Origin of the sequence: Streptomyces sp. LX-29 (assembly GCF_029541745.1) — a bacterium.
Classification (GTDB): Bacteria; Actinomycetota; Actinomycetes; order Streptomycetales; family Streptomycetaceae; genus Streptomyces.
This window is the reverse complement of the sequence record NZ_CP089746.1, coordinates 773562-797874: the sequence shown is the minus strand read 5'-3', so window position 1 is coordinate 797874 and position 24313 is coordinate 773562. Positions and strand designations below refer to the sequence as shown.

Sequence of the window (24313 nt, the reverse complement as noted above, 5' to 3'; positions counted from 1 at the left end):
GGTCCGGACCCGGGCGCGGTGTCCGGGCGCGTCACGCGCCGGACGCCAGCTCCCTTTCGACGACCGTCCGGAAGCTGTTCGGCGGGCGGCCGGTGAGGCGTCGGACGGTGTCGGTGGTGCGGTCCTCGGCTCCTTCGGCGATGGCGCGGTCCATGTCGGCCAGCATCGTGGCGAACTCCAGCGGTATCGCCGCGGCCAGGCGGTCGCACAGGGCCTCGTAGGTCAGGTTGCGGTGGACCACGGGGCGGCCGGTGACCTGTGTGACGATCGCGGCGATGTCGTCGTGGCGGAGCGCCTCGGGCCCTGTGAGGACCAGGTCGGTGTTGGGCGCGAGGTCGTCGGTCAGGGCGTGGACGGCCACGGCGGCGATGTCGTCGGCGTCGACGAATCCGACCCGGCCGCTCCCGGTCGCGGTCAGGATGACGCCCTCGTCGCGGATGCTGAGGGCGTGGGCGTGCGTGCCCATGAAGTTCTGCATGAACCACGAGGGCCGCAGGACGGCCCACTGGTCGAACAGGTCGGGCAGGGCCTGGTGTACCGCCCCCACGGCGGGGCCGCCCGAGGGGATGGCCGAGGAGCTCAGGAGCACCGCGCGGTGCACACCCGCGGCGCGGGCCTGCCGAAGGAAGGGCAGCATGACGGCGGCCGGGTCCGGATCGCCCGGCGGCGGGACGAGCGAGACGCGGTCGGCTCCGGTGAGGGCGTCGCTGAAGGTGGCGGGGTCGTACCAGTCGAAGCGGACCGGCTCGGTGCCCGGGAGCGGTGTGGCACGGCGGCTGGCGGCCTTGACGTGATGGCCGGCGGCGACGAGCCGCGCGGCGGTCCGGCTGCCGGTGGTGCCGGTGGCGCCGATGACGAGCGTGGTGCCGGTGGAGGCGGTCATCGGGCGTTGCTCCTGGCGAAGTCCGCGGCGGGCGCGGGGACGGCGAGGGGGTTCCAGTAGTCGCGGTAGGAGGTGAGGCGTCCGTCCTCGACGGACACGACAGCGACGTAGGTCATGTCGAAGGGCTCGCCGGTCTCCACCATGCGGCCCACGCCGCGCGTCTCGACCACGATGGTCCCCGGGTCGGTGGTCTGGTGAATCCGCAGGTCGGGGAAGTCGCGCAGGTCGATGTGGTCGGGGTAGGGGCGCATGTAGTCGGCGATGGCCGCGCGGCCCTCCAGGCGCTCTGGCCAGCCCGGGGGAGCGAAGGGGAACTCCATGACACCGTGCTCGGCCCACAGGCCGACCCAGGCGGGGATGTCCTTTTCCAGCAAGAGGCGCAGGCTGTGCCGGTACAGATCTGCCGGCGAGGCGTGTGCGGGCATGAGTGTCTCCGTCCCGGATATGATGCGGACCCACGGTCCGCTTTGTGGACGATACGGACCGCGGGTCCGGATCGCAACGGGGGGAAGCAGATGAACGGGAGGAAGCCGATGACCGAGCGCCAGCCGATGACCGAGCGCAAGCCACGCAAGGACGCGGCGCGCAACCGGGTGGCCGTCCTCGCGGCCGCCGACACGCTCTTCGCCGAGTGCCAGAGCCCCCAGGACGTCACCATGGCCGACATCGCGGCGGCGGCCGGCGTCGGCAAGGGCACGCTCTTCCGCGCCTTCGGCGATCGCACCGGGTTGATCCACGCGCTGTACGCGGCACGACTCGAACCCGTCAGGGACGCCGTCGAGGCGGGGCCGCCCCCGCTGGGGCCCGCGACCCCGCCGCTCCAGCGCGTACCGGCCCTGCTCGACGCCGTTCTCTGCTTCAAGCTCGACAACCGCCACCTCGCGCTGGCGCTGGAGCAGGCGGGCAGCGACAGCCCCTACCGCACGGAGCACTACGAGCGATGGCACGCGCTGCTCCGGGGCATGCTGGAACGCATTCCCGGGCTGCCCGACAGCGACTTCACCGCCCACGCCCTGCTCGCCGCCACCCGAGCCGATCTCGTCGAACACCTGGCCGGCGAGAAGCGCGTTCCGCGCGAGGAGCTGCGGAGGCGGCTGGCGAGCTTCACCGCCGGGATCCTCGGCGCCCGCGCACGAGAGGGTTCGGCCGGTCCGGGCTGATCGTCTCGTCGTTCGGCGACAGCCTCCGGCCGGCACCGTGGCGCGGTGGAAGTCCTCGCCGATCCGCACGAGTTGGGCTTCGACCCGACACGGCGACCGTCGTGACAAAACCGAGGTCGGTGAGGGACACGGTGCCGGTCGACGCTAACGTGGTGCGGTGCTGACAGCGGCGCCCATGCTGGCTCCGTGTCGGTCGGGGAGCCGGAGGAGCGATGAAGATGCAGGTCGGAGGGGTGCTGTGAGGATTCTGCATACCTCCGACTGGCACCTGGGGAGGTCGTTCCACCGGATCGGCCTGCTGGAGGCCCAGCGGGAGTTCGTCGACCACCTCGTGGCCACGGTGCGTGAGCGAGGCGTGGACGCGGTGCTCGTCGCGGGCGACGTGTACGACCGCGCGGTGCCGCCGCTCGCGGCGGTGGAGCTCTTCGACGACGCGCTGCACCGGCTGGCGCGCCTGGGCGTGCCCACGGTGTTGATCTCCGGAAACCACGACTCGGCCCGCCGCCTGGGCGTCGGCGCCGGGCTGATCGAGCGGGCCGGCATCCATCTGCGCACCGACCCCGTGGAGTGCGGCACGCCGGTGCTGCTGCGCGACGCGCACGGAGAGGTCGCCTTCTACGGGCTGCCCTACCTGGAGCCGGCGCTGGTGCGGCAGAAGCTGGGGGCCGCGCGGAGCAGCCACGCCGCGGTGCTGGGCGCCGCCATGGAGCGGGTGCGCGCCGACCTCGCCGAGCGGCCGGCCGGCACCCGGTCCGTCGTGCTGGCGCACGCCTTCGTCGTCGGCGGCGCCCCCAGCGACAGCGAGCGGGACATCACCGTGGGCGGTGTGGCCTCCGTCCCGGCGGAGGTCTTCGACGGCGTCGACTACGTCGCCCTCGGCCATCTGCACGGCTGCCAGGCGATCACCGAGCGGGTGCGCTACTCCGGCTCCCCGCTCGCCTACTCCTTCTCCGAGGCGACGCACCGCAAGACCATGTGGCTGGTCGACCTGGGCGCGGACGGGGCGGTCGCCGCGGAGCGCGTCGACTGTCCGGTGCCCCGGCCGCTCGCCCGGCTGCGCGGGAGGCTGGAGGAGCTGCTCGTCGACCCGGAGCTGGAGGAGCACCGTGAGGCGTGGGTGGAGGCCACCCTCACCGACCCGGTCCGGCCGCACGAGCCGATGGCCCGGCTCGCCGCCCGCTTCCCGCACGCGGTGAGCATCGCCTTCGACCCGGAGCGGCCGCCCGAGGAGACCGCCGGCTCCTACGCGCGGCGGCTGCGCGGCCGCACCGACCAGCAGATCGCCGAGGACTTCGTGGCGCATGTGCGCGGCGGCCAGGGCCCGGACGCCGCCGAGCGCGCCGTGTTGACCGGCGCCCTGGACGCGGTGCGCACCGCGGAGACGCTGCGGGAGGGCACCCGATGAGGCTGCACCGGATGTCCGTCACCGCCTTCGGGCCGTTCGGCGGCACCGAGGAGATCGACTTCGACGAGCTCGCCGCCGCCGGGCTCTTCCTGCTGCACGGCCCCACCGGGGCGGGCAAGACCTCCGTGCTGGACGCGGTCTGCTTCGGGCTCTACGGCGGGGTGCCCGGCGCCCGGCAGGGCGCCGGGCTGACCCTGCGCAGCGACCACGCGGACCCGTACACCCTCACCGAGGTGGTCCTCGAGCTGACCGTCGGCGGCCGCCGGCTGGAGATCACCCGCAGGCCCCAGCAGCCCCGCCCCAAGAGGTCCCGGAAGTCCACCAAGGGCGCCGACGGCTTCACCACCCAGCGCGCCCACAGCGAGCTGCGGGAACGCTCCGCGGACGGCGAGTGGGTCGGGCTCAGCCGCTCCCACCAGGAGATCGGCCTGGAGATCGAGCAGCTGCTGGGCATGAACAGGGAGCAGTTCTGCCAGGTGGTGCTGTTGCCCCAGGGCGACTTCGCGCGCTTTCTGCGCGCGGACGCCGAGGCGCGCGGCAAGCTGCTGGGCCGACTCTTCGACACCGGCCGCTTCGCCGCCGTGGAGGACCACCTGGCCGAGGCCCGGCGCACCGCGCAGCAGCGGGTCGTCGGCGGCGACGAGCGGCTGCTCGCGCTCGCCCACCGGATGGCGCAGGCCGCCGGGGACAGCGCCGACCTGCGCGGCCTCACGCTCCTCGACGCGGGCGGCGCGCCGCCGGCCGTCCCCGGCCAGCGCACCGGGTCCCGCGCCCGCTCCCGCGCGGAGCGGCCGACGGCCCGCGCGGCGCGTGCCGCGAGCGCCGTGGAGCGGACCGCGCCTGCCCCCGGTGAGCCCGGGTTCGCCGCCGCCGTACTGGAATGGGCCGCCATCGCCCGCAGCGGCGCGCGCGAGCGCACGGACATCGCCGCCGCGGCGGTGCGCACCGCCGAGACCGCCCATGACCGAGCGGCCGCCGCACTGGAGGCCGTACGGGAGCTGGACCGGCTCCAGCGCCGGCACGCGGAGGCCCGCCGTCGCGCCGCCGAACTCGACGCGCACCGGGCCGAGGTGGACCAGGTCCGGGCCCGGCTGGAGCGGGCGCGTGCGGCCGAGTCCGTCGCCCCGGCCCTGGAGCTGCACGCCGGCACCGAGCGCGACCACCAGGCGGCCGCCGCCGCCGAGCACGCCGCCCGCGACCTCCTGCCGCCGCGGCTCGCCGACGCCCCCGCCGAGCAGCTCACCACCATGGAGCGGCAGCTGCGTGAGGAGCTCGGTCGGCTGGCCGTCGCGCGCCGGGCGGAGCGACGCGCCGCCGAGATCGCCGTGGAGGCCGCGGAGCTGGACCGGGAGGCCCGCGCCGACGAGGAAGCCGCCCAGGAGGCCGCCGACTGGCTGGCCGGCTGGGAGTCCGCCCGCCTGGCCCACCAGCGCCGTGTCGAGGTCGCCCAGGCCGCCGCCGTCCAGGCCGAGCAGCTCGGCGCCCAGCTGGGCACCGCCGAGCGACAGCTGGCGGCGGCCCTGCGGCGGGACGCGCTGGAAGCCGAGGTGGACGCGGCCGAGGACGGTTCGCTGCGCGCCCGCCGGGAGGCCGCCACCGCGCGGGAGCGCTGGCTGGACCTCAAGGAGCGCCGACTGCGCGGGATCGCCGCCGAACTCGCGGGCGGGCTGCTCCCCGGGGAGCCCTGCGCCGTCTGCGGCTCCGCGGACCACCCCCGGCCGGCCCGCACGGCCGAAGATCATGTCGACCGTGCCGCCGAGGAGGCCGCGCTGGCCGACTCCGAGCGCGCCGACGCCGCCCGCAAGGCGGCCGAGGAGCGGCTGCGCGAGCTGCGCGAGGCGATGGCCGCCGCCCGCGCGGAGGCCGCCGACACCCCCACCGCTGAACTCGCCCACGCCCTCGAAGAGCTGCGCGCCGCCTTCGCCACCGCGCGGGAGGCCGGAGCCGACGCGCACGCCGCTCGCGAGGCCCTCGACCACGCCGAGGCGGAGCACGGCCGTCGGCTCGAGCAGTTGCGGGACGCCGAGCGCGGCGCCGCCGCCCGCGCCTCCCGGCGCGACGTGCTGGCCCGCGAGCGGGCCGATCTGGAGGACCAGGTCGCGCAGGCCCGGGGCGCCGCCGCCAGCGTGGCCGACCACGCCCGGGAGCTGGAGCGCCGGGTGGCACTCCTCGCCGGCGCCGCGGACGCGGCGCGCGCCACGGAGTCGGCCGCGCTGCGGCTCAAGGACTCCGACGCGCGGCTCGCCGACGCCGCCTATCGGGCCGGCTTCGACACCCCGCAGCGCGCGGCCGACGCGGTGCTGCCCGACCACCGGCAGCGCGCGCTCCAGGACCACCTCGACCGGTGGCACAGCGAGTCGGCCGCCGTCGCCGCCGAACTGGACGACCCGCAGCTCGCGGCGGCGGCCCAGGCGCCGCCGGCCGCCCTGGACACCGCGCAGGCAGCGCTGGAGGACGCCACCTTGCGGCTGCGGGCGGCCTCCGCCGCCGACGACGCGGCCCGCACCCGCCGCGCCGATCTCGACCGGCTCTCCGAGCAGGCCGCGACCGACGCGCGGCGGCTCGCCCCGCTCCGCGCGGAGTACGACCGGGTCGCCCGGCTGGCCGCCCTGGCCGCCGGCACCTCGGCCGACAACGAGCGCAAGATGCGACTGGAGTCGTATGTGCTGGCCGCCCGGCTGGAGCAGGTCGCCGCGGCAGCCAGCGCCCGCCTCCAGTACATGTCCTCCGGGCGCTACACCCTCGTCCACTCCGACGAGCGCACCGGGACCCGCCGCGCCGGCCTCGGCCTGCACGTCATCGACTCCTGGACCGGTCGCGAGCGGGACACCGCCACCCTCTCCGGCGGCGAGACCTTCTTCGCGTCTCTCGCGCTGGCGCTCGGCCTCGCCGACGTCGTCACCGACGAGGCCGGCGGCGCCCGCCTCGACACGCTCTTCATCGACGAGGGCTTCGGCAGTCTGGACGAGCAGACCCTGGACGAGGTCCTCGACGTGCTCGACTCGCTCCGCGAGCGGGACCGCGCGGTGGGCATCGTCAGCCATGTCGCCGACCTCCGCCGCCGTATCCCCGCCCAGCTGGAGGTGGTGAAGGACCGCGCCGGCTCGGCGGTCCGCCGCAAGCTCGTCCTGGGCTGAGGCGGGTCGCCCGCGGGCCGTCGGCGGGATCCATCACGGCGCCCCCGGCCCCGGTACCGATCCGGTACCGTGGCCGGTATGCCAGCACTGAACATCGAGTTCACCGACGAGGAACTCGCGGCCATCCGCGAGGCCGCGGCCGCGGACGGCAAGAGCATCAAGGCATACGTGCACGATCTCTCCGTCCGTGAACAGCAGCGGCGCATCTTCGTCCAGCACGCGGTGAAGTTCTGGAACGAGCACATCGAGGAGTTCGACGCGGCCTTCCCCGAGGAAGTGCCCCCGCCCGCGGACCGTGGCGCGGCCGCCTGATGGCCCTCCATATCGACATCCCCTGGCTCCTGGGCGTACAGGAGCAGAAGCTTTACGAAGAGCCCGCCGTGCACGACTACACGGCGCTGGCCGCGGCCGTCTCCCGGCACGCCTTCGACGTGGCGAAGTTCGACCACGAACCGGACGCCGCCTGGCGCGCCGCCGCGCTGATGCACACCCTGGTGCGGCTGCAACCGCTGCCCGCGCGGAGCAGCCTCTACGCCTGCATGGTCGTGGTCGCCTACATGGCCGCGGCGGGCGAGGGCATAGACCCGCCGTACGGCGCGATCGTCGACCTGACGCGCGACATCAAGGAGTACCGGGTCGACGTGTACGAGTGCGCCGACCGCATCCGCGGCTGGCGCATATAGCTCGGGGCGGAGACAGGGGCTCGGACGGATACAGGGGCAGAGATCGGCGCCGCGGAGCTTCCGGGGTTGAGCCGGCGGCCCCGCGGTCGCCCGCCCCGCGCGGAGGAGCCGGTAGGCATTCCGCCCCGCGCGGAGGGGCTCCGAAGCCGGTTTCCCGCGGGCCCGCCCGCGCGGAGGAGCCCGTAGGCGGGTGGCCCCGGGTCCGCCCCGCGCGGAGGGCCGGTGGTCTCGGGTGTGCCCCCGCGCGGAGGGCCGGTGGCCTCGGGTCCACCCTGCGCGGAGGGGCTGGAGTCGTTGCCTCTCGGTCGCGACCGCGGCCCGCCCCGCGCGGTCAGGCGGTCAGAGTGCCGACAGCTCCGCCACCAGGTCGTCCAGGCCCAGCGAGCCCTGCGAGAGGGCGGCCATGTGCCACTTCTTGGCGTCGAAGGCGTCGCCGTGTCGCTGGCGGGCCGCCTCCCGCCCCGCCAGCCAGGCGCGCTCACCCAGCTTGTAGCCGATGGCCTGCCCGGGCATGCCGAGGTAGCGGACCAGCTCGCTCTCCACGAAGTCCGCCGGGCGGCCGCTGTGCGCCCCGAAGAACTCCTGCGCCAGCTCCGGCGTCCACCGCTCACCCGGGTGGTACGGCGAGTCGGCCGGGATCTCCAGCTCCAGGTGCATGCCGATGTCGATGATCACGCGCACCGCGCGCATCATCTGGGCGTCGAGGTAACCCAGCCGCCGCTCGGCGTCGGTGAGGTAGCCCAGCTCGTCCATGAGCCGCTCCGCGTAGAGCGCCCAGCCCTCGGCGTTGGCGCTGACCATGCCGACGGTCGCCTGGTAGCGGGAGAGCTGATCGGCGACATGGGTCCACTGCGCCAGCTGGAGGTGGTGGCCCGGAACGCCCTCGTGGTACCAGGTGGAGACCAGGTCGTAGACGGGAAAGCGGGTCTCGCCCATGGTGGGCAGCCAGGTCCGCCCGGGTCGCGAGAAGTCCTCGGACGGCTGGGTGTAGTACGGCGCCGCGGCGGAGCCCGGCGGGGCGATCATCGACTCGACACGCTTCACCCGCTCCGCGAGCTCGAAGTGCGTGCCGTCGAGCTGCTCGATGGCCTCGTCCATGAGGTTCTGCAGCCACACCCGCGTCTCCTCGACGCCCTCGATGGCCTCGCCGTGCTCGTCCAGGTGGCGCAGCGCCTCCCACGGCGTGGCGCCGGGCAGGATCTTCTCCGCCTCGGCGCGCATCTCGGCGTGGATGCGGTGGTATTCGGCCCAGCCGTACGCGTACGCCTCGTCCAGGTCCATGTCGGTGCCGTTCCACAGGCGGGCCCAGCGGGCGTACCGCTCGCGGCCGACGACCTCCGGAGCCCCCTCGATCCCCGGCCCGTACACGTCGCGCAGCCAGTCCCGGATCTCCACCAGCGCGGCCGTGGCCACCTTCGCCGCCGCGTCCAGCTCGGTGCGCAGCGCCTCGGGGCCGGGGGCCACGAAGTCGGCGAACCAGCCGCGCTCGGTGCCGATCCACTCCGCCAACTGGCCGATGACGGTGGACACCTGCCGCGGCCCGGCCGGCAGTCCCCGCTCCAGGCCCTCGGCGAGGGAGGCCCGATAACCCGCCAGCGCGGCCGGCACGGCGCGCAGCCGCTCCGCGATGGCCGCCCAGTCCTCTTCGGTGTCGGTCGGGGTCACCGTGAAGATGGACCGCACCGAGTGCAGCGGGGAGTGCAGATTGCTGACCGCGCGGAGCGGCTCGCGCGCCTCGTGGACGGCCAGTTCGGCGGTGAGCCGCTCGCGCAGCAGCCGCGCGCAGCGCCGCTCGGCGTCGCTGTCCGCCCCCGGTCGCGCCTCGGCCTCGGCCAGCCGGTCCAGCGTGGCGCGCGCCAGCTCGGCGAGGGCCTCCTGGCCCGCGGGGGAGTAGTCGGGCAGCCGCCGCGAGCTCTCGGGAACCCCGAGGTAGGTGCCGGTGATCGGGTCGAGTTCGACGAGGGCGTCGACATAGGCGTCGGCGACCTGACGGGGCAGCGGAGCGTTCTTGATATCGGACATGTGGTCATCCTCGTACGGCCGGGGCCGCCGCGTCATCACCACCGGGACATGCGTGGCCGACGGGGCGGACGGGTGCCGCGGGGGACGGTCGGCACACCTGACGGGTCCTCCGGTCGTGTCGGCGGCGAGGTGTCCGGTGAGCGGGCGTCGGACGCCGCGCGGGGCGGCGCCGGTGTCGCCCGGCGCCGCCCCGCGCGGCTTCGGAGTTCCCGGCCGCGGTCGGCGCGGTGTTCGGTCGGCGCGGCTACGGCCGGTGCCCGCGCGGCGGGGACACGGGAGCCGGCGCGGGCGCCGGGGTCGCGGCGATCCGGGCGGTGATGACGAGGGTGCCCCCCTCGATCTGGTAGTCCAGGGGAAGCCCCAGGCCGCGCATGGTCGCCACCATGCCGGTGTTGGCCGAGCGGGTGACCGCGTAGACGCTCGCGCACTCGGTCTCCGCGGCCATGGCCACCAGCCGCCGCAGCAGCTCGGAGCCGATGCCGCGGCGCTGCCACGCGTCCTCGACCAGCAGCGCGACCTCGGTCTCGTCCCCGTCCCAGAGCAGATGGCCGAGGGCGGTCAGCCGCCCGGAGGCGGTGTAGGCGGCCAGGGTGCGGCCGTGGCGCGGGCTCAGCAGATGGTTCAGATAGCGGTCCGCGTCGCCCACCGGGCCGTGGTAGCGCTGCTCCAGGGTGGCGGTCGAGCAACGCTCGTGCATCGCGCGGGCGGCCGCGAGGTCGCCGGGGCCCGCGCGGCGCACGGTGATCTCGTTCCCCTCGGGCAGCGTCAACACATCGTGCCGAGGCGGCACGCGGGGGCCGAGTCGCGCGTCCAGCTCGACCAGCGCGCGGGCGCGGGCGAACTCGGTCGGGGTGAAGGGCAGGTACGGTCGCTCGATGGTGAGCGCGCCGCCCGCGGGGTCGCGCAACCGCATCACGGTCTCCTCCAGCACGCCCTCGACCGGCAGCGGTTCGGCCAGCGGCCGTCCGGCCAGCGAGGCGGCGGGGAGCGTGCGGATGGTGCAGCGACCGAGCAGCTGACGCAGCGCCAGTGGGAGCTCGGCGGCGTCCAGCGCGGTGCGGGTGGCCAGGTTCAGCACGCGGGTCGGGGTGTCGACCAGGTCATGGGCGTCGGCCCGCTCGACCCAGGTGGAGCTGCCGCCGCCGGCCGTGACGGCACGCGTCAGCTCGGCCGGCGACAGGGCACCGGGGGCGCGCAGCAGGAACTCGTCCACCGTCCCGTCGGCCAGCGGATGGGCCTGGAGGGTCAGGATGTCGACGCCGTGCCGGGCGAGCGCACCACACAGCGTGGCGAGGCTGCCCGGCTCGTCCCGTACGGTCGTCCGCATCCGCCAGACCGCGGTGCCGCTCTCGGTGCCCGGTACGGCCGCGGGGGCCGGGGCGTGGGCCCCGGCGGCGGTATCGGGCGCGGATGTCGCGAGGCCCGGCGGCGCATGGCTGTGCCGCCGGGCCCACCAGGTGTGGAACCCGGCGGTGGCCAGCAGGGTCACGGCCGACAGCAGGAGCAGCGCCCGACCGTCGGGGCCGTGTGCGATGGTGTTGGCGATCGTGTCGGCGACCGCCACCGCCGTGAAGAGGGCGGCGAGCTCGACGAGATCACGCCGCCAGTGGTGGTGGCGACGGGAGTGCGCGGGAGTCACATGAGTCATGCCCACACCCTCGCCGAGCGGTGTTGCGTGATCACGAACGCTCTGTGTCCGGTGAGTAAAAGAGGCTCCTACGCCCCTAACGCCCGGTTTCGTACGCTCGTCAACCACATCCCGCTTCGCCGCGGCCGCGCGGGCTTGCCCTACTGGCCGACCCGGCCGGGCTGGAGCACCTTGCGGAAGAGTACCCCGCCGCCCACCTCGCGCAGGCGGACCGTCAGCTCGCCGCTGTCGCCGTCGATCTCCACCTCGCCGTAGAACTGGAAGCCCTCGGCGGGGGAGACGTTGGCCCGGTCCGGCGCCTTGACGAAGGGCTGCTCGGGGCCGAAGGTCCGGTCCAGCTTCACCGCGGGGAACGAGCCGGCGTTCAGCGGCCCGGTGACGAACTCCCAGAAGGGCGCGAAGTCCTGGAACGCCGCCCGCGCGGGGTCGTAGTGCTGGGCGGAGGTGTAGTGGACGTCGGCGGTGAGCCATACCGTGCCGGTGATCCGCCGGTGCTTGATGTGCCGCAGCACCTCGGCGATCTGGAGCTCCCGGCCGAGCGGGGCGCCCGGGTCGCCCTGCGCGACCGCCTCGACGTCCGTCGGGCCGTCCGTCACCACCAGGCCCAGCGGCATGTCGGAGGCGATCACCTTCCACACCGCGCGGGAGCGCGACAGCTCCCGCTTGAGCCAGGCCGACTGCTCGGCACCCAGGATGCCCTGGGCGTCCTCGGACTGTCGGCCCGGCGAGTTGGCGTTGCGGTGGGTGCGCATGTCCAGGGCGAACACGTCCAGCAGCGGGCCGTGCCGCACCACCCGGTACATCCGGCCATGGCGGTCCGGGCGGAGCGAGGGGACGGGGAAGTACTCGCTGAAGGCACGGCGGGCCCGCGCGGCCAGCACGTCCACCCGCTTCTCGGTGTAGCGCGGATCGGTGAGGATCTCGCCCGGATACCAGTTGTTGACGACCTCGTGGTCGTCCCACTGCACGATCGAGGGCACCTGGGCGTTGAAGGCGCGGAGGTTGGCGTCCAACAGGTTGTAGCGGAAGTTGCCGCGGTACTCGTCCAGGGTCTCGGCGACCTTGGACTTCTCCTCGGTGGTGATGTTGCGCCAGGTGGTGCCGTCCGGCAGGGCGACGGTCGCCGCGATCGGCCCGTCGGCGTAGACGTTGTCGCCGCTGCACAGGAAGAAGTCGGGGTCCAGCCGGCGCATCTCCTCGAAGACGCGGTAGCCGCCCAGGTCCGGATTGATGCCCCAGCCCTGCCCCGCCAGGTCTCCCGACCACACGAAGCGCACCCCGTGCCGACGCCCCGCGGGCGCGGTGCGGAAGGTGCCGTACACCGGCTCGCCGGTGCGTCGGGGATCGTCCGGGTCGGCGAGCAGCACCCGGTAGTGGACCTGGGCGCCCGGGGTCAGCCCGCGCAGCGCCGTGGTGCCGGTGAAGTCCGTGCCGGGGCCCAGCAGCGGGCCGCGCCAGCGCCGCGGGCGGGCGAAGGACCCGGTCGCGGAGGTCTCCACGACCATGCGGGCCAGGCGGTCGGAGCGCACCCACACCAGGCCCGAGGAGGTGGTGACGTCGCCCACCTGGACACCCCAGCCGGCACGCGGCCGCCCGGACAGCGCCTGCGCGGGGGCGGCGCCGAGTCCCGTCAGCGCCGCCGTCGGCAGCGCCATCGCCGCGGACGCGGCGGCGGAGCCCCGCAGCACCGCCCGCCGGTCGACCGCTCTCCCGGATTCCGGTCCGATAGCCATGAAGATCCTTCCGTCGTTCGTGGGCACGTTGCTATCGGTACGAGATGCCCCGCGGTCGAACATTCGATGAACGCCCGCACGCGTCGGATTTTTGTAACCGAGTAAAAACATTGACCGGATAACGAAAATGGGCGTACCGTTGTCGCATGACGAAGCCTCAGCCCGGTCTGCGCGAGCGCAAGCGCCGGCGAACGATCGAGACGATCTCCGACACAGCGATCACCCTCTTCCTCGACGCGGGCTACGACCATGTGTCCGTGGCCGAGGTGGCGGCGGCCGCCGAGGTCTCCAAGCCCACGCTCTTCCGGTACTTCCCCAGCAAAGAGGACCTGGTGCTGCACCGCTTCGCCGATCACGAAGACGAGGCCGCCCGGGTGGTGCGGGGGCGGCCGGCCGGAGAGGCGCCGCTGGACGCGCTGCGCCGACACTTCCTCGCGGCCCTCGACGCCCGCGACCCCGTCACCGGTCTCTGCGACCACCCCCAGGTGCTGGCGTTCCATCAGCTGCTGTACTCCACGCCAAGCCTGGTCGCCCGCCTCCACGCGTACACGACCCGTTCGGAGGAGGCGCTGGCCGGCGCGCTGCGCGAGGTGCTGCCCGGCGGCGCGCACGCCGAGCTCACCGCGCGGCTGGCCGCCGGGCAGATCGTCACCGCCCAGCGGATCCTCGCCCTCGACAACTGGCGGTGCGTCGCCGACGGCGGCATGACGGCGGCTCAGGCGCACCCGGCCGCGGTGGCCGCCGCGGAGCACGCCTTCGGGCTGCTCGGCGACGGCCTCGCCGACCTCCGCTGAACCGAGACCCGCAAGCCGACAAGGAGATGAGGCATGACCTCGGACGCACTCGACGACGCGCTGGGCGCGGAGCGGACCTACGTCGACACCTGCCGGGCGGCCATGACCCGTATGGTCGAGGCCGCCGGTGAGCGGGTCGTCTCCGGTGAGGACGTCGCCGGCAGCGGAGCCAGCGCGGAGGCCCTCGGCCGCTATCTGCGCAGCCACGCCAAGGAGCTGGCCGAGGAGCCGGACAGCCCGCCCTTCTTCGGTCGCCTCGACTTCGTCGACGAGCCCGCCGCGGGCGACCACCAGGGCCAGCGCTACTACATCGGCCGGCGCCGCATCGCGCCCCACCCGGCCGCCCCGCCGCTGGTCGTGGACTGGCGCGCACCGGTCTCCCGCACCTTCTACCAGGCGGGACTTCGAGAGCCGTACGGCGTCGCGGTGCGCCGCCGCTTCGGCTGGGCCCCGCTCGGTCGGGGCGAGGCCGCGGACCTGACCAGCCTGGAGGACGAGCACCTCGGCGGCCGGCCGCCCGTGGCGGAGGCGGAGGGCGCGCGGCCCGGGCCCACCGACGCCAGCCGCATCGTCGCCGCCGAGATCGAGCGCCCGCGCGTCGGCCCGATGCGCGACATCGTCGCGACCATCCAGCCCGAGCAGGACGACCTCGTGCGGCGCGAACTGGCCGCCTCCGTCTGCGTCCAGGGCGCCCCCGGAACCGGCAAGACCGCCGTCGGCCTGCACCGCGCCGCGTATCTGCTCTACACCCACCCCCAGCGCATCCAGCGCGGCGGCATGCTCGTCATCGGTCCCAACCGCGCCTTCCTGCGGTACATCTCGCAGGTGCTGCCGGCGCTCGGCGAGGCCGACGTCCGGCAGTGCACCGTCGAGGACCTCATCGCGCGCGAGCGCGTCGCCGTCTCCGCCCCCGACGAGCCGGCCGCCGCCCGGATCAAACACGGCGCGGCGATGGCCGAGGTGCTGCGTCGAGCGCTGTACGGCAGGGTGCGCGCCCCCGGCGAGCCGCTCGCCGTCCCCGACGGCTCCTACCGCTGGCGCCTCGACGTCGAGGAGCTGCGCCAGGTCGTCGACGAGGTGCTCGCCCAGACCCCGCCGTACGCCGTGGGGCGCGAGCGGGTGCGCTCCCGCGTGGTGGCGCTGATACAGCGTCAGGCCGAGCGTCGCGCCGGACCGCCGCCCGCCGCCTGGCTGCGTCGCATCGGGCGGGCCAAGGCGATCGGCGCCCTTCTGGACGAGGTGTGGCCCGCCGTGCGCCCGGAAGAGCTGGTGGCCACCCTGCTGACCGATCCGACGGTCCTGGCGCGGGCCGCGGACGGACTGCTCACCGAACCGGAGCAGACCGCGATCCGCTGGCGCAGGCCGCCCCGCTCCTACCGGAGCGCGCACTGGGCCCCCGCCGACCTGGTGCTGATCGACGAGGTGGCGGGGCTCATCGAGCGCCCCGACGGGTACGGCCATGTGGTCGTCGACGAGGCGCAGGATCTCTCCCCGATGCAGTGCCGCGCCATCGCCCGCCGCAGCGGCTTCGGTTCGCTCACCGTCCTGGGCGACCTGGCGCAGGGCACCACCCCTTGGGCCGCCCGCGACTGGCCGACCCACCTCGCTCACATGGGCAAGCCGGAGGCCACCGTCGCGCCGCTCACCACGGGATTCCGGGTGCCCGCCGCCGTCGTCGCGCTGGCCAACCGGCTGCTGACCGCGCTGGACGTGGACGTCCCACCGGCCCGCTCCTCGCGTGGCGACGGTGAGCTGCGCATCGCGGCGCTGCCCGCCGCCCGCCTCGCCCCCGGGGTCGCGGCGGCCGTGCGCGCCGCCCTGGAGCGCGAGGGCTCCATCGCCGTGATCGCCGCCGACGCCGCACTGGAAGCGCTGCGCGAGGTGCTGCGGGCCGAGGGCATCGACACCGGGACCCCGGCCGGCCCGTCGGATGCGGACGGCCGCGTCACCGCGCTGCCCGCGTCGCTCGCCAAGGGCCTGGAGTACGACCATGTCATCGTCGTGGAGCCGGCCGAGATCGTCGCGGCCGAACCCCGCGGACTGCACCGGTTGTATGTGGTGCTCACCCGCGCGGTCTCCCGTCTGGAGGTGCTGCACGCCCTCCCGCTGCCGGCGGCCCTGCGGACTCCGGCCGCCGTGCCGGCCCCTGGGTCGGCCGCCGCGTCGCCCCCGGAGCCGGGCCGCGGGAGGGCCCTGAAGCAGGGCCCCGACCGGGCCCCCGACCAGGCCCCCGAGCGGGCCGCCCGACCAGCCGCTGAGGCGCCCTCGGAGCCGGCCGCCGTGTCGGCCCGTCATCCTGCGGCTGCGTCGATACCCGAGCCGGCCGCAGCGCCGGCCGCTGGGCCGTCCTCGGAGTTGGCCGACGCGTCGCCCTCGGAGCCGGCCGCCGCGCCGGTGCCCGAGCGGGCCGCTGAGGCGACTGAGGAGCCGGTGACCGCGTCGTCGGCCGTTCCGGCGTAGCGGGCGCTGGACACCGCGCGGGTTGTCGGCTGGGATGGGCCGGTGACCTCCACCGCGGCCGACAGCGCTTCCCCAGCCCACCTGGGCGACGACCCCACCGACACCGCGACGCCGACCGCGGTCTTCCAGGAACACCGCACCCTGCTGATCGGGGTGGCGTACCGGATGCTGGGCAGCGTGGTCGACGCGGAGGACGTCGTCCAGGAGGCCTGGCTGCGTTGGGCCGGAGCGGACCGTGCGGAGGTCCGCGAACCGCGCGGCTACCTCGTGCGGATCACCACCCGACTCGCCATCGACCGGCTGCGGCAGTCGCGGTCGCGGCGCGAGGCGTATGTGGGGCCGTGGCTTCCCGAGCCGCTGGTGACCGGCTTCGGGGAGGCGGTGCCGGACACCGCGGAGCGCGCGATGCTGGCCGAGTCGGTCTCCTTCGCCGTGCTGGTCGTCATGGAGTCGCTCTCGCCGCTGGAGCGCGCGGTGTTCGTGCTGCGGGAGGCGTTCGGCCTGCCGTACGGGGAGATCGCCGCCGCCCTGGACCGCGGTGAGCCGGCGGTGCGTCAACTGGCCGCCCGGGCCCGGCGCCATGTGGACGAGCGCAGGCCGCGGTACTCCGTGGACCCGGCGGAGCGGCGCGCCCTCACCGAGCAGTTCATCGACGCGGCCGCCGGGGGCGACCTCGGCCGGCTGCTGGCGCTGCTCGCCCCCGGCGTCCGCCTGATCGGCGACGGCGGCGGCAAGGCGCAGGCGCCGTTGCGGGTGCTGGAGACCGCCGACCACGTCGGCCGTTTCCTGGCCGGCGCCGCGGCGCGGATGCCGGGCGCCGAACTCTCCCTCACCGAGCTCAACGGGCAGTTGGCGGTGGTGCTCTCCGTCGACGGCCGCCCCGACATGGCGTTCAGCCTCGATGTCGCGGACGGCGCCATCGCCTGCGTGTACATCGTGCGCAACCCGGAGAAGCTGGCCGGGGTGCTGGAGTAGCGGCGTGGTCCGCGGCCGGTGGCCGCGGACCGGGTCACAGGCCGCCGGCCACCCGCAGCACGGCGCCGGAGGTGTACGACGCCTCCGGGGAGAGCAGCCAGGCGACCGCTCCGGCGATCTCCTCGGGTTCGCCGGGCCGGCGCATCGGCACCCGGTCCGGGTTTCGCCAGGGCCGCTCCGGGTCGCCCATGGCGGCGTGGATCTCGGTGACGACCATGCCGGGCTGCACCGAGTTGACCCGGATGCCCTCCTGCGCCAGCTCCTTCGACAGCCCCACCGTCATCGCGTCCACCGCCGCCTTGCTGGCCGCGTAGTGCACATACTCACCCGGGCTGCCGGTGGTCGCGGCGCCGGAGGAGATGTTGACGATGGCCCCGCCGCGGCCGCCCAGCCGGGTGGACATCTCACGCGCCGCGCGACGCGCACAGAGCAGGGCGCCGGTCACGTTGACGTCGACGACACGGCGCATCACCTCGGGCGAGGCGTCGGTGAAGCGACCCAGCGGTCCGGTGATTCCGGCGTTGTTGACCAGCCCCGTGATCGTCCCCAACTCCGCCTTCACCGTGTCGAACAGGGCCTCGACCTGCTCCGCGACGCTGGTGTCCACCTGGACCGTCAGGCACCGCACCCCTTCCGCGCGCACCACGGCCGCGGTCTCCTCGGCCCGTTCCCGGGCCCGCTCGTACCCGATGGCGATGCTGTGCCCCGTGCGGGCCAGCCGCAGCGCGACGGCCGCCCCGATGCCACGGCCCCCGCCGGTGACCACCGTGATCTGATCCATGAACTCCCCGCTTCCCCGCCTCTGGCCTTCCGATCTTCCTTCTCGGTTCCGACAGCGTAGGGAGGCCACGAGGGGCGCGGTGCGGCGGGCTGCCGAAGCGTCGCGGCCGCCGGATACGACCGACGCGCGCTGCCCTTGGCCAGGGTGCTCCACCCAGGCGATCTTTATCTCATATCGGCGTTTAATCCTATAAACCCGGTTACGCCTGTGCTGATCCTTCGAGGAGAGGACAGCCATGGGACTGGAGCGCACGATCGCCACATGGGCCGCGGTCGCCACCGCGGGTACGGGGCTGGCCCTTTCGGCCGTGCCGGCGTGGGCGGCGCCGGGCGCCACCGTGACCACCACGCTGCGCGAGGCGATCGCGGCGCTGTCCGTCGCCGACGAGGACCGCACGGGGTACACACGCGACGCGTTCCGGCACTGGGTGGACGCCGACCGCGACGGCTGCAACACCCGCAACGAGGTGCTGATCGAGGAGGCGACCGTGGCGCCCGCGGTCGGGGGACGGTGCGTGCTCACCGGCGGGGAGTGGCACTCCTACTACGACGACGTCGACCAGACCAACGCGAGCGGCCTCGACATCGACCACATGGTGCCGCTCGCGGAGGCGTGGGACAGCGGGGCCTCCGCCTGGAGCGCGCAGGAGCGGCAGGAGTACGCCAACGACCTGGGCGATCCGCGCTCCCTGGTGGCGGTGACGGCCTCCGAGAACCGGAAGAAGGCCGATCAGGACCCCGACGAGTGGCTGCCGCCGGACGACGAGGCCCTCTGTCGGTATGTCACCGAGTGGACGGTGGTGAAGACCCGCTGGCGGCTGGCGGTCGACGACGGCGAGGCGGCCGCGCTCCAGCGGCTCGGGGCGGGCTGCCCCGACGCCTCGATCACGGTGGTGCTCGCCCGCTGACCCGCACGGGCGCCGGAACCCATACTCCGTTGTTCCGCAGTTCACACGGGTCGGGGAGAGTGGTGAGGGGGCGCCCGCCGGCGGCTTCGGTGGAGGGCGGACGCGGCGGCGCGTGGACGGTCGCGCGAGGCCGAGGCGAGGCCCCGCGTGCGTGGGCGTGCGTGGGCGTGAGCGAGGGGCTGACCGGCGGGTGCCGACGACGGCACGGCCGGGGATTGGTCTTGACCAAGGGTGAACGCCGCCCTATCGTCGCAGTCATACATACTGAAACAACCTTTAATAAAGAAGCGCGCATATCTTCGCGGGGACGCCCGTCCCCGGGGGACACTCGGCGATCGCGGAGGACAGGGTGGGGACCACGCAGCTCGAATCGGTGCCGGAGCCGAAGTACTGGCACCTGAAGACCGTGCTCAGCGACGCGCTCGACTCGGAGTTCGCCGTGGGCGAGATCCTGCCCAACGAGCGCGAGCTCGCCGCCCGCTTCGGTGTCGCCCGCGCGACGCTCCGGCAGGCCCTGGAACAGCTGGAGCTGGAAGGCCGGTTGCAGCGTCGTCGCGGTGTCGGCACCACCGTCGCGCCGCCCCGGGTGGGCGTGGCGGTCGGCGACCCGGAGCACAGCTGGCCCGGGGCCGACGACGCCACCGACACCTGGGAGCCGGTCGAGTGCGAGGAGGCCGCGCCGCCCGCGGCCGTCGCCAGGCTGCTGGGCGTCGCCCAGGACACCCCGGTGCACGTCGTACGGCGCAGCCGGATGTCACACGGCCAGCCGCTCGCGGCCGAACTCGTCTACATCCCGGCGGAGTCCGTGCCCGGCCTCAGCGCCATCGACGCCCCCAGCGGCGCGGCCCGCGCCCGCACCGTGCTGCGCGAGCTCCGCCGGCTCGAGCTGGAGGGCCAGGAGCAGTCCGTGGAGCTCGGCTCCGCCCGCGCGGACGACGCCCGGCAGCTCGACCGCCTCCCCGGTGCCCCGGTCCTGCTCGTCACCACCCGCTATGTCGCGGAGGGCCGTACCGCGGCCGTCGCCATCGCGACCTACCGCGCCGACACCTGCCGGCTGACCTTCGGCGACGCGGGCGCGGGCGTCCACCTCCTGGCCGGCTGACACACCGTCCGTCCGACGAGGCACGGCCGGAAGACCACCTTCCGGCCGTGCCCCGGCCCGCTCGACACCGCGCGTCCGACGCCCACGCCCCGCACCGACGCCGCGCGTACGACGACCTCACGCCCATGCCCGACGGGCCGTCAGGAGCCCAGGCGCCGGCCGGTGTTCAGTGGACGTCCCGAGCCTGACGGTCACGGGGTGCGGCCGCCGCCGGCCGCCACGCGGCGTAGGGCGTCGTACGGCAGAGCCGCAAGGGGAGAGCGCGGTAAGGAGGCCGCGGCACCGCGTGGGGCCTCAGCGCATCGAGCGGCGGGCGGTCACCGTGCTCTCCACCGCGAAGAGCGCCTCCTCGACATGGTCGAGGGCCAGCCGCAGCGCCCCCGTGGCGACGGCGGCCTCGCCGAGCAGCGACTGGGCCACCTGGGGCGGGCGCAGACAGTACCGGGCGAGCTGTTCGCGCAGCGGGTCCAACACGCCGTCCAACCCGGCTGCCCAGCCGCCGACGACGACCACCTCCGGATCGAGCGCGAGGACGAGCGCGGCGACGTCGTGGACGAGCCGCTGGATGAAGCGGTCCACCGCGGCACGGGCCCGCGGATCGCCCTTGCGGGCCAGCGCGAAGACCCGCACCACCTGGGCCTCGTCGAGGGGCAGGAGCGGCTCGCCGGTGGTGGACAGCATCTGTTCCGGCGTCGCCTCGCGGCCCAGCAGATGGAGCGCACCGATCTCCCCGGCCGCGCCGCCGAAGCCGCGGTGCAGCCGCCCGCCGATGAGCGAGCCGGCGCCCGGGCTCAGCCCGGCCAGGACGAAGACCACGTCGTCGGAGCCGACCGCCGCGCCCTTCCAGTGCTCGGCGACGGCCGCGGCGTTGGCGTCGTTCTCCACCAGTACCGGGCAGCGGAAGGAGCGGCCGAGGCGCTCGCCGAGCGCCAGCCCGGTCCAGCCGGGGAGCGCGGTGCCCAGCCGTACGGTGCCGTCCGCCTCGATGATGCCGGGAGTGCCGACGCCCACGGCGCGCAGTCCGTCCCGGGTGACCCCGGTGCGGGCCAGCAGATCGGTGACGGCGTCCCGGACCCGCCGCAGGCGCTCGTCGGCCGGCGCGCTCTGGGCGACCTCGCGCACCGCCGAGCCCAGCACCCGGCCGTCGAGGTCGGAGAGCAGGGCGGCCACCCGGTGCGGGCCGATCTCGATGCCGAGCAGATGCCCGGCCTCCGCGCGGAACCGGAAGCGGCGGGCGGGACGGCCCTGGCGGCGTACGCCGTCGTCCTCGGGTGCCGCCTCCGCGGCCAGACCGCCGGCCATCAGGCCCTCCACCACGCCCTCGACCGTCGGCCGGGACAGCCCGGTGGAACGGGCCAGGTCGGTGAGGGTGGCGGAGCCGGGGGTGCGCCGGCCGGAGCCGGGTCGGGGGGCCGTGGCCGCACGGAGGGCATGCAGGACCACGGCGGAGTTGATCCGCCGGAGCAGCGACGGATCCCCGCCGGTGAGCCGCCCCACGTCGGCCTCCCTACCTGTGCGTGTGTGCCGGATCGTATCCGGTGCCCAGGGGAGCGGCGAGGGGCGGTACCCCGTCCGAGCTCAGCCGGGGGTGACGAATCCGGACTCGTACGCCGCGATCACCGCCTGGGTGCGGTCCCGGGCTCCCAACTTGCTCAGCACCGCGCTGACATGCGTCTTGACCGTCTCGGTGCCCAACAGCAGGGTCCGCGCGATCTCCGCGTTGGACATCCCGCGCGTCATCAGCCGCAGCACCTCCGCCTCGCGGTCGGTCAGCGCGGCCCGCGCCATCGTCTCCCGGGCGCCCGCGTTCGCGCGGCCGGCCGCCAGCTCCCGTACGGCGGCGGGGAACAGCAGCGAGTCGCCCTCGGCGACCAGCCGCACCGCGTGCACGATCTCGGCGGGCCGGGCCCGCTTGAGCAGGAAGCCGTCGGCCCCCGCGCGGAGCGCCTCGTAGACGTACTCGTCGTTCTCGAAGGTCGTGATCACCAGGATCTTCGGCGGGTCCGGGATCGTGCGCAGCACCGCGCGGGTCGCCTCGATGCCGTCCAGCAGCGGCATCCGCACGTCCATCGCCACCACGTCCGGACGCAGCTCGCGGACGAGCGGCAGCACCGCCGCCCCGTCGGCGGCCTCGCCCACCACGTCGATGTCCGGTTGCGCGCTGAGGATGGCGGCCAGCCCGGCGCGCACGAGCTGTTCGTCGTCGACGAGGAGAACGGATATCGGCACGTGATCACCTTAAGCCGGGGATCGGCCCGGCCGACGCCTACGCGTCCGCGGGCAGCCGGACCAGGACCCGCCACTCGCCCTCGTGCGGCCCGGTCGCGGCCTCGCCGCCGAGGAGGGCCGCGCGTTCGCGGATGCCGCGCAGACCGCTGCCGGAACCGGCGGTGCGGAGCGCGGCCGGGGCCCCGTCGCGGGGAAGGGGGTTGCGGATGTCGAGCTCCAGCGCACCGGTGCGGTCGTCGGCGGCGACGCGTACGGTCACCGGCACCGGACCGGCATGGCGCAGGACGTTGGCGAGCGCCTCCTGGAGGATGCGATAGCCCTCGCGGGAGACCGGGCCGGGGAGTGCGGCGAGGTCCCCGGTGACGTGCGCGTCGAGGGGTGAGCCGGCGGCGCGGGCGGACTCCAGGAGTCGGTCCGCGTCGACGATGCCGGGACGGTCGGCGGGGCGCTCCGCCGGATCCTCGCGCAGTAGCCGCAGCACGCGCTCCAGGTCCTCCAGGGCCTGCCGTCCGGTCTCCTCGATGGCCGACAGCGCCCGGTCCGTGAACTCGGCGGAGCCGGCGGCCCGCGCGGCACCCGCCTGCACGACGGCGACGGTCAGGGCGTGCCCGATCGAGTCGTGCAGCTCGCGGGCGAGCCGATTGTGTTCCAGCAGACGCTCGGTGCGCTCTTCCAAGGCGGCCAGCCGCTCGGTGGCGGTCGGCCCCAGGAGACGGGTGGCGACGGCCGTCATCAGGGCTCCGGCGCCGACGACGTACGCCGCCAGGGCGACCAGAGGAAGCGGCGCGAGCAGCGCGTACCAGACGGTGTGGCCGCTGGGCCGCGGCATCGGAAGGCCGTCGCCGGCGTCCCCGGCCGGATCGCCGGTCGCCGCGCCCAGCAGCGCCCCGGCGAGCCCCGGAAGCCACATGCACAACAGGGCGGTCACACAGCCCACTTCCAGCCGCAGCACCAGCCACAACGCGGTGAGCCAACGATCGCCCCAGGAGGCCGCGGGGGCGGCGGCGATCCGGGCGACGGCGACCGGCTCACCCGCCGCCCCGCGCGGGCCGCCCCGCGCGTGCGTGCCGGACAGGAGCAGCAGGCGCGCCTGAAGGCCCTCCGCGAGCCGCGCACCCGGCATCATGGCCCACCCCACCAGAAACGGCACCGGCAGCACCAGCAACCACAGCGCCCCGCCCGTGGTCAGGCCGGAGAGGCCGGGGTAGACCAGCGAGCAGACCGCGGCCGGCACCGCCCCGCTGAGCAGGTGCAGCCACCGGGTGTACAGGACCGCGCGGGTCAGCGGAAGCACCAGCGCGCGCACCGGGCTCAAGATCGTCGTCACCCCGTCATGCTGTCACCGCGCGGTCCGCCCGGCCTCCCCCGCGCGGGGGAGGCGGAACCCGCGCCCGGGGGAGGGCGAACCCGCCCCCGGGGGAGGTCCGGCACCCCCGCCGCGCGGCACCGTTGACGACATGACAGCGATCGACATCCACGAACTCACCAAGGAGTACGGCTCCGTCCGCGCGGTGGACGGCCTCACCTTCAGCGTCCGGCCGGGCCTGGTCACCGGATTCCTCGGCCCCAACGGTGCGGGCAAGTCCACCACCATGCGGGCGGTGGTCGGCCTGGACCGGCCGACCTCCGGCACGGCGACCGTCGGCGGCCGCGCCTACCGCGAACTGGCCGAGCCGCTCCGCCACGTCGGCGCGCTGCTGGACGCGGGCGCCATCCACGGCGGCCGCACCGCCCGCGACCACCTGCGCTGTCTGGCCCTCGGCAACCGGCTGCCGTCGCGTCGGGTGGACGAGGTGCTGGCCGAGACGGGCCTGACCGCAGTGGCCGGGCGGCGCGTTCGCACCTTCTCGCTGGGCATGCGGCAGCGGCTGGGCATCGCCGCGGCCCTCCTCGGCGACCCGCCGGTGGTGATGCTGGACGAGCCGACCAACGGGCTCGACCCCGAGGGCGTCATCTGGATCCGCACGCTGATGACGCGGCTGGCCGACGAGGGCCGCACGGTCCTGGTCTCCAGCCATCTGATGGCGGAGACCGCGCGGGTCGCCGACCACCTGGTCGTCCTGGGCCGCGGCCGGCTGCTCGCCGACACGTCCCTGGAGGGCTTCATCCGGGAGCACGGCGAGCGGCGGGTGCTGGTCCGCTCCGCGGAGCCCGAGCGGCTGCGCGAGGAGCTGACCCGCGCGGGATACACCGCGGTGCCGGACGGTACCGGCCGCTGGGCCGTGGACGGCGCCGAGGCCGGCGACATCGGCGCGCTCGCCGCGCGGCACGGCATCCCGATCCTCGAACTCACCGGCGAGGGGGGATCGCTGGAGGAGGCCTACCTGCGGCTCACCGCGGGCGAGACGGAGTACGCGGCACCGGCCGCGGCAGCCACGACACGGAAGGTCTGAG

19 protein-coding genes and 1 pseudogene are annotated in these 24313 nt (G+C 75.0%); 11 read left to right on the top strand and 9 right to left on the bottom strand.

Features of this window, described 5'->3' with window-relative positions:
* Positions 1 to 31 precede the first annotated feature (31 nt).
* Positions 32 to 883 (bottom strand): NAD(P)H-binding protein, encoded by an 852-nt coding sequence (locus LRS74_RS03570; protein ID WP_277739600.1) that lies wholly within the window; start codon positions 881 to 883, stop codon positions 32 to 34.
* On the bottom strand, positions 880 to 1308 hold the full coding sequence (locus tag LRS74_RS03565) for a nuclear transport factor 2 family protein (protein WP_277739599.1): 429 nt from the start codon (positions 1306 to 1308) through the stop codon (positions 880 to 882). The genes LRS74_RS03570 and LRS74_RS03565 overlap by 4 nt, the downstream gene beginning before the upstream one ends.
* Positions 1309 to 1434: 126 nt before the next feature.
* Between LRS74_RS03565 and LRS74_RS03560 the strand changes: the two genes are divergently transcribed.
* The 5 genes from LRS74_RS03560 (at position 1435) to LRS74_RS03540 (ending at position 7268) form a co-directional block, all read left to right on the top strand.
* Positions 1435 to 2043 carry a TetR/AcrR family transcriptional regulator gene (locus tag LRS74_RS03560; protein ID WP_277744579.1) on the top strand — a complete coding sequence of 203 codons (609 nt, stop codon included), beginning with the start codon at positions 1435 to 1437 and terminating at the stop codon, positions 2041 to 2043.
* A gap of 238 nt (positions 2044 to 2281) precedes the next feature.
* Entirely contained in the window at positions 2282 to 3448 is a 1167-nt protein-coding gene (locus LRS74_RS03555; RefSeq protein ID WP_277739598.1) for an exonuclease SbcCD subunit D, read from the top strand.
* The gene (locus LRS74_RS03550) at positions 3445 to 6585 is read left to right on the top strand and encodes an SMC family ATPase (RefSeq protein ID WP_277739597.1); all 3141 of its coding nucleotides are present in this window, start codon (positions 3445 to 3447) and stop codon (positions 6583 to 6585) included. The genes LRS74_RS03555 and LRS74_RS03550 overlap by 4 nt, the downstream gene beginning before the upstream one ends.
* Positions 6586 to 6663: 78 nt before the next feature.
* Entirely contained in the window at positions 6664 to 6897 is a 234-nt protein-coding gene (locus LRS74_RS03545) for a hypothetical protein (protein ID WP_186319224.1), read from the top strand.
* On the top strand, positions 6897 to 7268 hold the full coding sequence (locus LRS74_RS03540) for a toxin Doc (protein WP_144385640.1): 372 nt from the start codon (positions 6897 to 6899) through the stop codon (positions 7266 to 7268). The genes LRS74_RS03545 and LRS74_RS03540 overlap by 1 nt, the downstream gene beginning before the upstream one ends.
* Before the next feature lie 339 nt (positions 7269 to 7607).
* Here the strand turns inward: LRS74_RS03540 and LRS74_RS03535 are convergent, their stop codons facing one another.
* The 3 genes from LRS74_RS03535 to LRS74_RS03525 all read right to left on the bottom strand — a co-directional run bounded on the left by LRS74_RS03535 (position 7608) and on the right by LRS74_RS03525 (position 12671).
* On the bottom strand, positions 7608 to 9290 hold the full coding sequence (locus LRS74_RS03535) for a DUF885 domain-containing protein (RefSeq protein ID WP_277739596.1): 1683 nt from the start codon (positions 9288 to 9290) through the stop codon (positions 7608 to 7610).
* 244 nt (positions 9291 to 9534) lie between these two features.
* The gene (locus tag LRS74_RS03530) at positions 9535 to 10938 is read right to left on the bottom strand and encodes a GNAT family N-acetyltransferase (RefSeq protein ID WP_277739595.1); all 1404 of its coding nucleotides are present in this window, start codon (positions 10936 to 10938) and stop codon (positions 9535 to 9537) included.
* Between the two features lie 140 nt (positions 10939 to 11078).
* The gene (locus tag LRS74_RS03525; protein WP_277739594.1) at positions 11079 to 12671 is read right to left on the bottom strand and encodes an alkaline phosphatase D family protein; all 1593 of its coding nucleotides are present in this window, start codon (positions 12669 to 12671) and stop codon (positions 11079 to 11081) included.
* A 146-nt stretch (positions 12672 to 12817) separates the two neighbouring features.
* Here LRS74_RS03525 and LRS74_RS03520 point away from each other — a divergent pair, with 146 nt between their 5' ends.
* The 3 genes and pseudogenes from LRS74_RS03520 to LRS74_RS03510 all read left to right on the top strand — a co-directional run bounded on the left by LRS74_RS03520 (position 12818) and on the right by LRS74_RS03510 (position 16900).
* On the top strand, positions 12818 to 13465 hold the full coding sequence (locus tag LRS74_RS03520) for a TetR/AcrR family transcriptional regulator (RefSeq protein ID WP_277739592.1): 648 nt from the start codon (positions 12818 to 12820) through the stop codon (positions 13463 to 13465).
* A gap of 33 nt (positions 13466 to 13498) precedes the next feature.
* Positions 13499 to 15577: pseudogene (locus LRS74_RS03515) on the top strand (AAA family ATPase); the annotation flags it as partial.
* A 429-nt stretch (positions 15578 to 16006) separates the two neighbouring features.
* Positions 16007 to 16900, top strand: a complete 894-nt coding sequence (locus LRS74_RS03510; protein ID WP_277744578.1) for an RNA polymerase sigma-70 factor — start codon at positions 16007 to 16009, stop codon at positions 16898 to 16900.
* Positions 16901 to 16934: 34 nt separating this feature from the next.
* Here LRS74_RS03510 and LRS74_RS03505 read toward each other — a convergent pair whose 3' ends face one another.
* Positions 16935 to 17681 (bottom strand): SDR family oxidoreductase, encoded by a 747-nt coding sequence (locus tag LRS74_RS03505; protein WP_277739591.1) that lies wholly within the window; start codon positions 17679 to 17681, stop codon positions 16935 to 16937.
* A 235-nt stretch (positions 17682 to 17916) separates the two neighbouring features.
* Between LRS74_RS03505 and LRS74_RS03500 the strand changes: the two genes are divergently transcribed.
* Positions 17917 to 18588 carry an HNH endonuclease family protein gene (locus LRS74_RS03500; RefSeq protein ID WP_277739590.1) on the top strand — a complete coding sequence of 224 codons (672 nt, stop codon included), beginning with the start codon at positions 17917 to 17919 and terminating at the stop codon, positions 18586 to 18588.
* Between the two features lie 349 nt (positions 18589 to 18937).
* Complete coding sequence (locus LRS74_RS03495) at positions 18938 to 19690, top strand: GntR family transcriptional regulator (protein ID WP_277739589.1); 753 nt, start codon at positions 18938 to 18940, stop codon at positions 19688 to 19690.
* Between the two features lie 294 nt (positions 19691 to 19984).
* On the opposite strand, the gene LRS74_RS03490 is transcribed toward LRS74_RS03495, so the two are convergent.
* The 3 genes from LRS74_RS03490 to LRS74_RS03480 form a co-directional block, all read right to left on the bottom strand.
* Complete coding sequence (locus LRS74_RS03490) at positions 19985 to 21187, bottom strand: ROK family transcriptional regulator (RefSeq protein WP_277739588.1); 1203 nt, start codon at positions 21185 to 21187, stop codon at positions 19985 to 19987.
* Positions 21188 to 21268: 81 nt separating this feature from the next.
* On the bottom strand, positions 21269 to 21919 hold the full coding sequence (locus tag LRS74_RS03485) for a response regulator transcription factor (protein ID WP_277739587.1): 651 nt from the start codon (positions 21917 to 21919) through the stop codon (positions 21269 to 21271).
* A 37-nt stretch (positions 21920 to 21956) separates the two neighbouring features.
* On the bottom strand, positions 21957 to 23225 hold the full coding sequence (locus LRS74_RS03480) for a histidine kinase (protein ID WP_277744577.1): 1269 nt from the start codon (positions 23223 to 23225) through the stop codon (positions 21957 to 21959).
* 151 nt (positions 23226 to 23376) lie between these two features.
* Between LRS74_RS03480 and LRS74_RS03475 the strand changes: the two genes are divergently transcribed.
* Complete coding sequence (locus LRS74_RS03475) at positions 23377 to 24312, top strand: ATP-binding cassette domain-containing protein (RefSeq protein WP_277739586.1); 936 nt, start codon at positions 23377 to 23379, stop codon at positions 24310 to 24312.
* Position 24313: the final 1 nt, after the last annotated feature.

Bases quoted from the DNA above. Each gene is read 5' to 3' on its own strand.
- LRS74_RS03570 (WP_277739600.1), bottom strand. From the start codon at position 883: ATGACCGCCTCCACCGGCACCACGCTCGTCATCGGCGCCACCGGCACC.
- LRS74_RS03565 (WP_277739599.1), bottom strand. From the start codon at position 1,308: ATGCCCGCACACGCCTCGCCGGCAGATCTGTACCGGCACAGCCTGCGC.
- LRS74_RS03560 (WP_277744579.1), top strand. From the start codon at position 1,435: ATGACCGAGCGCAAGCCACGCAAGGACGCGGCGCGCAACCGGGTGGCC.
- LRS74_RS03550 (WP_277739597.1), top strand. From the start codon at position 3,445: ATGAGGCTGCACCGGATGTCCGTCACCGCCTTCGGGCCGTTCGGCGGC.
- LRS74_RS03545 (WP_186319224.1), top strand. From the start codon at position 6,664: ATGCCAGCACTGAACATCGAGTTCACCGACGAGGAACTCGCGGCCATC.
- LRS74_RS03540 (WP_144385640.1), top strand. From the start codon at position 6,897: ATGGCCCTCCATATCGACATCCCCTGGCTCCTGGGCGTACAGGAGCAG.
- LRS74_RS03535 (WP_277739596.1), bottom strand. From the start codon at position 9,290: ATGTCCGATATCAAGAACGCTCCGCTGCCCCGTCAGGTCGCCGACGCC.
- LRS74_RS03530 (WP_277739595.1), bottom strand. From the start codon at position 10,938: ATGACTCATGTGACTCCCGCGCACTCCCGTCGCCACCACCACTGGCGG.
- LRS74_RS03525 (WP_277739594.1), bottom strand. From the start codon at position 12,671: ATGGCTATCGGACCGGAATCCGGGAGAGCGGTCGACCGGCGGGCGGTG.
- LRS74_RS03520 (WP_277739592.1), top strand. From the start codon at position 12,818: ATGACGAAGCCTCAGCCCGGTCTGCGCGAGCGCAAGCGCCGGCGAACG.
- LRS74_RS03505 (WP_277739591.1), bottom strand. From the start codon at position 17,681: ATGGATCAGATCACGGTGGTCACCGGCGGGGGCCGTGGCATCGGGGCG.
- LRS74_RS03500 (WP_277739590.1), top strand. From the start codon at position 17,917: ATGGGACTGGAGCGCACGATCGCCACATGGGCCGCGGTCGCCACCGCG.
- LRS74_RS03475 (WP_277739586.1), top strand. From the start codon at position 23,377: ATGACAGCGATCGACATCCACGAACTCACCAAGGAGTACGGCTCCGTC.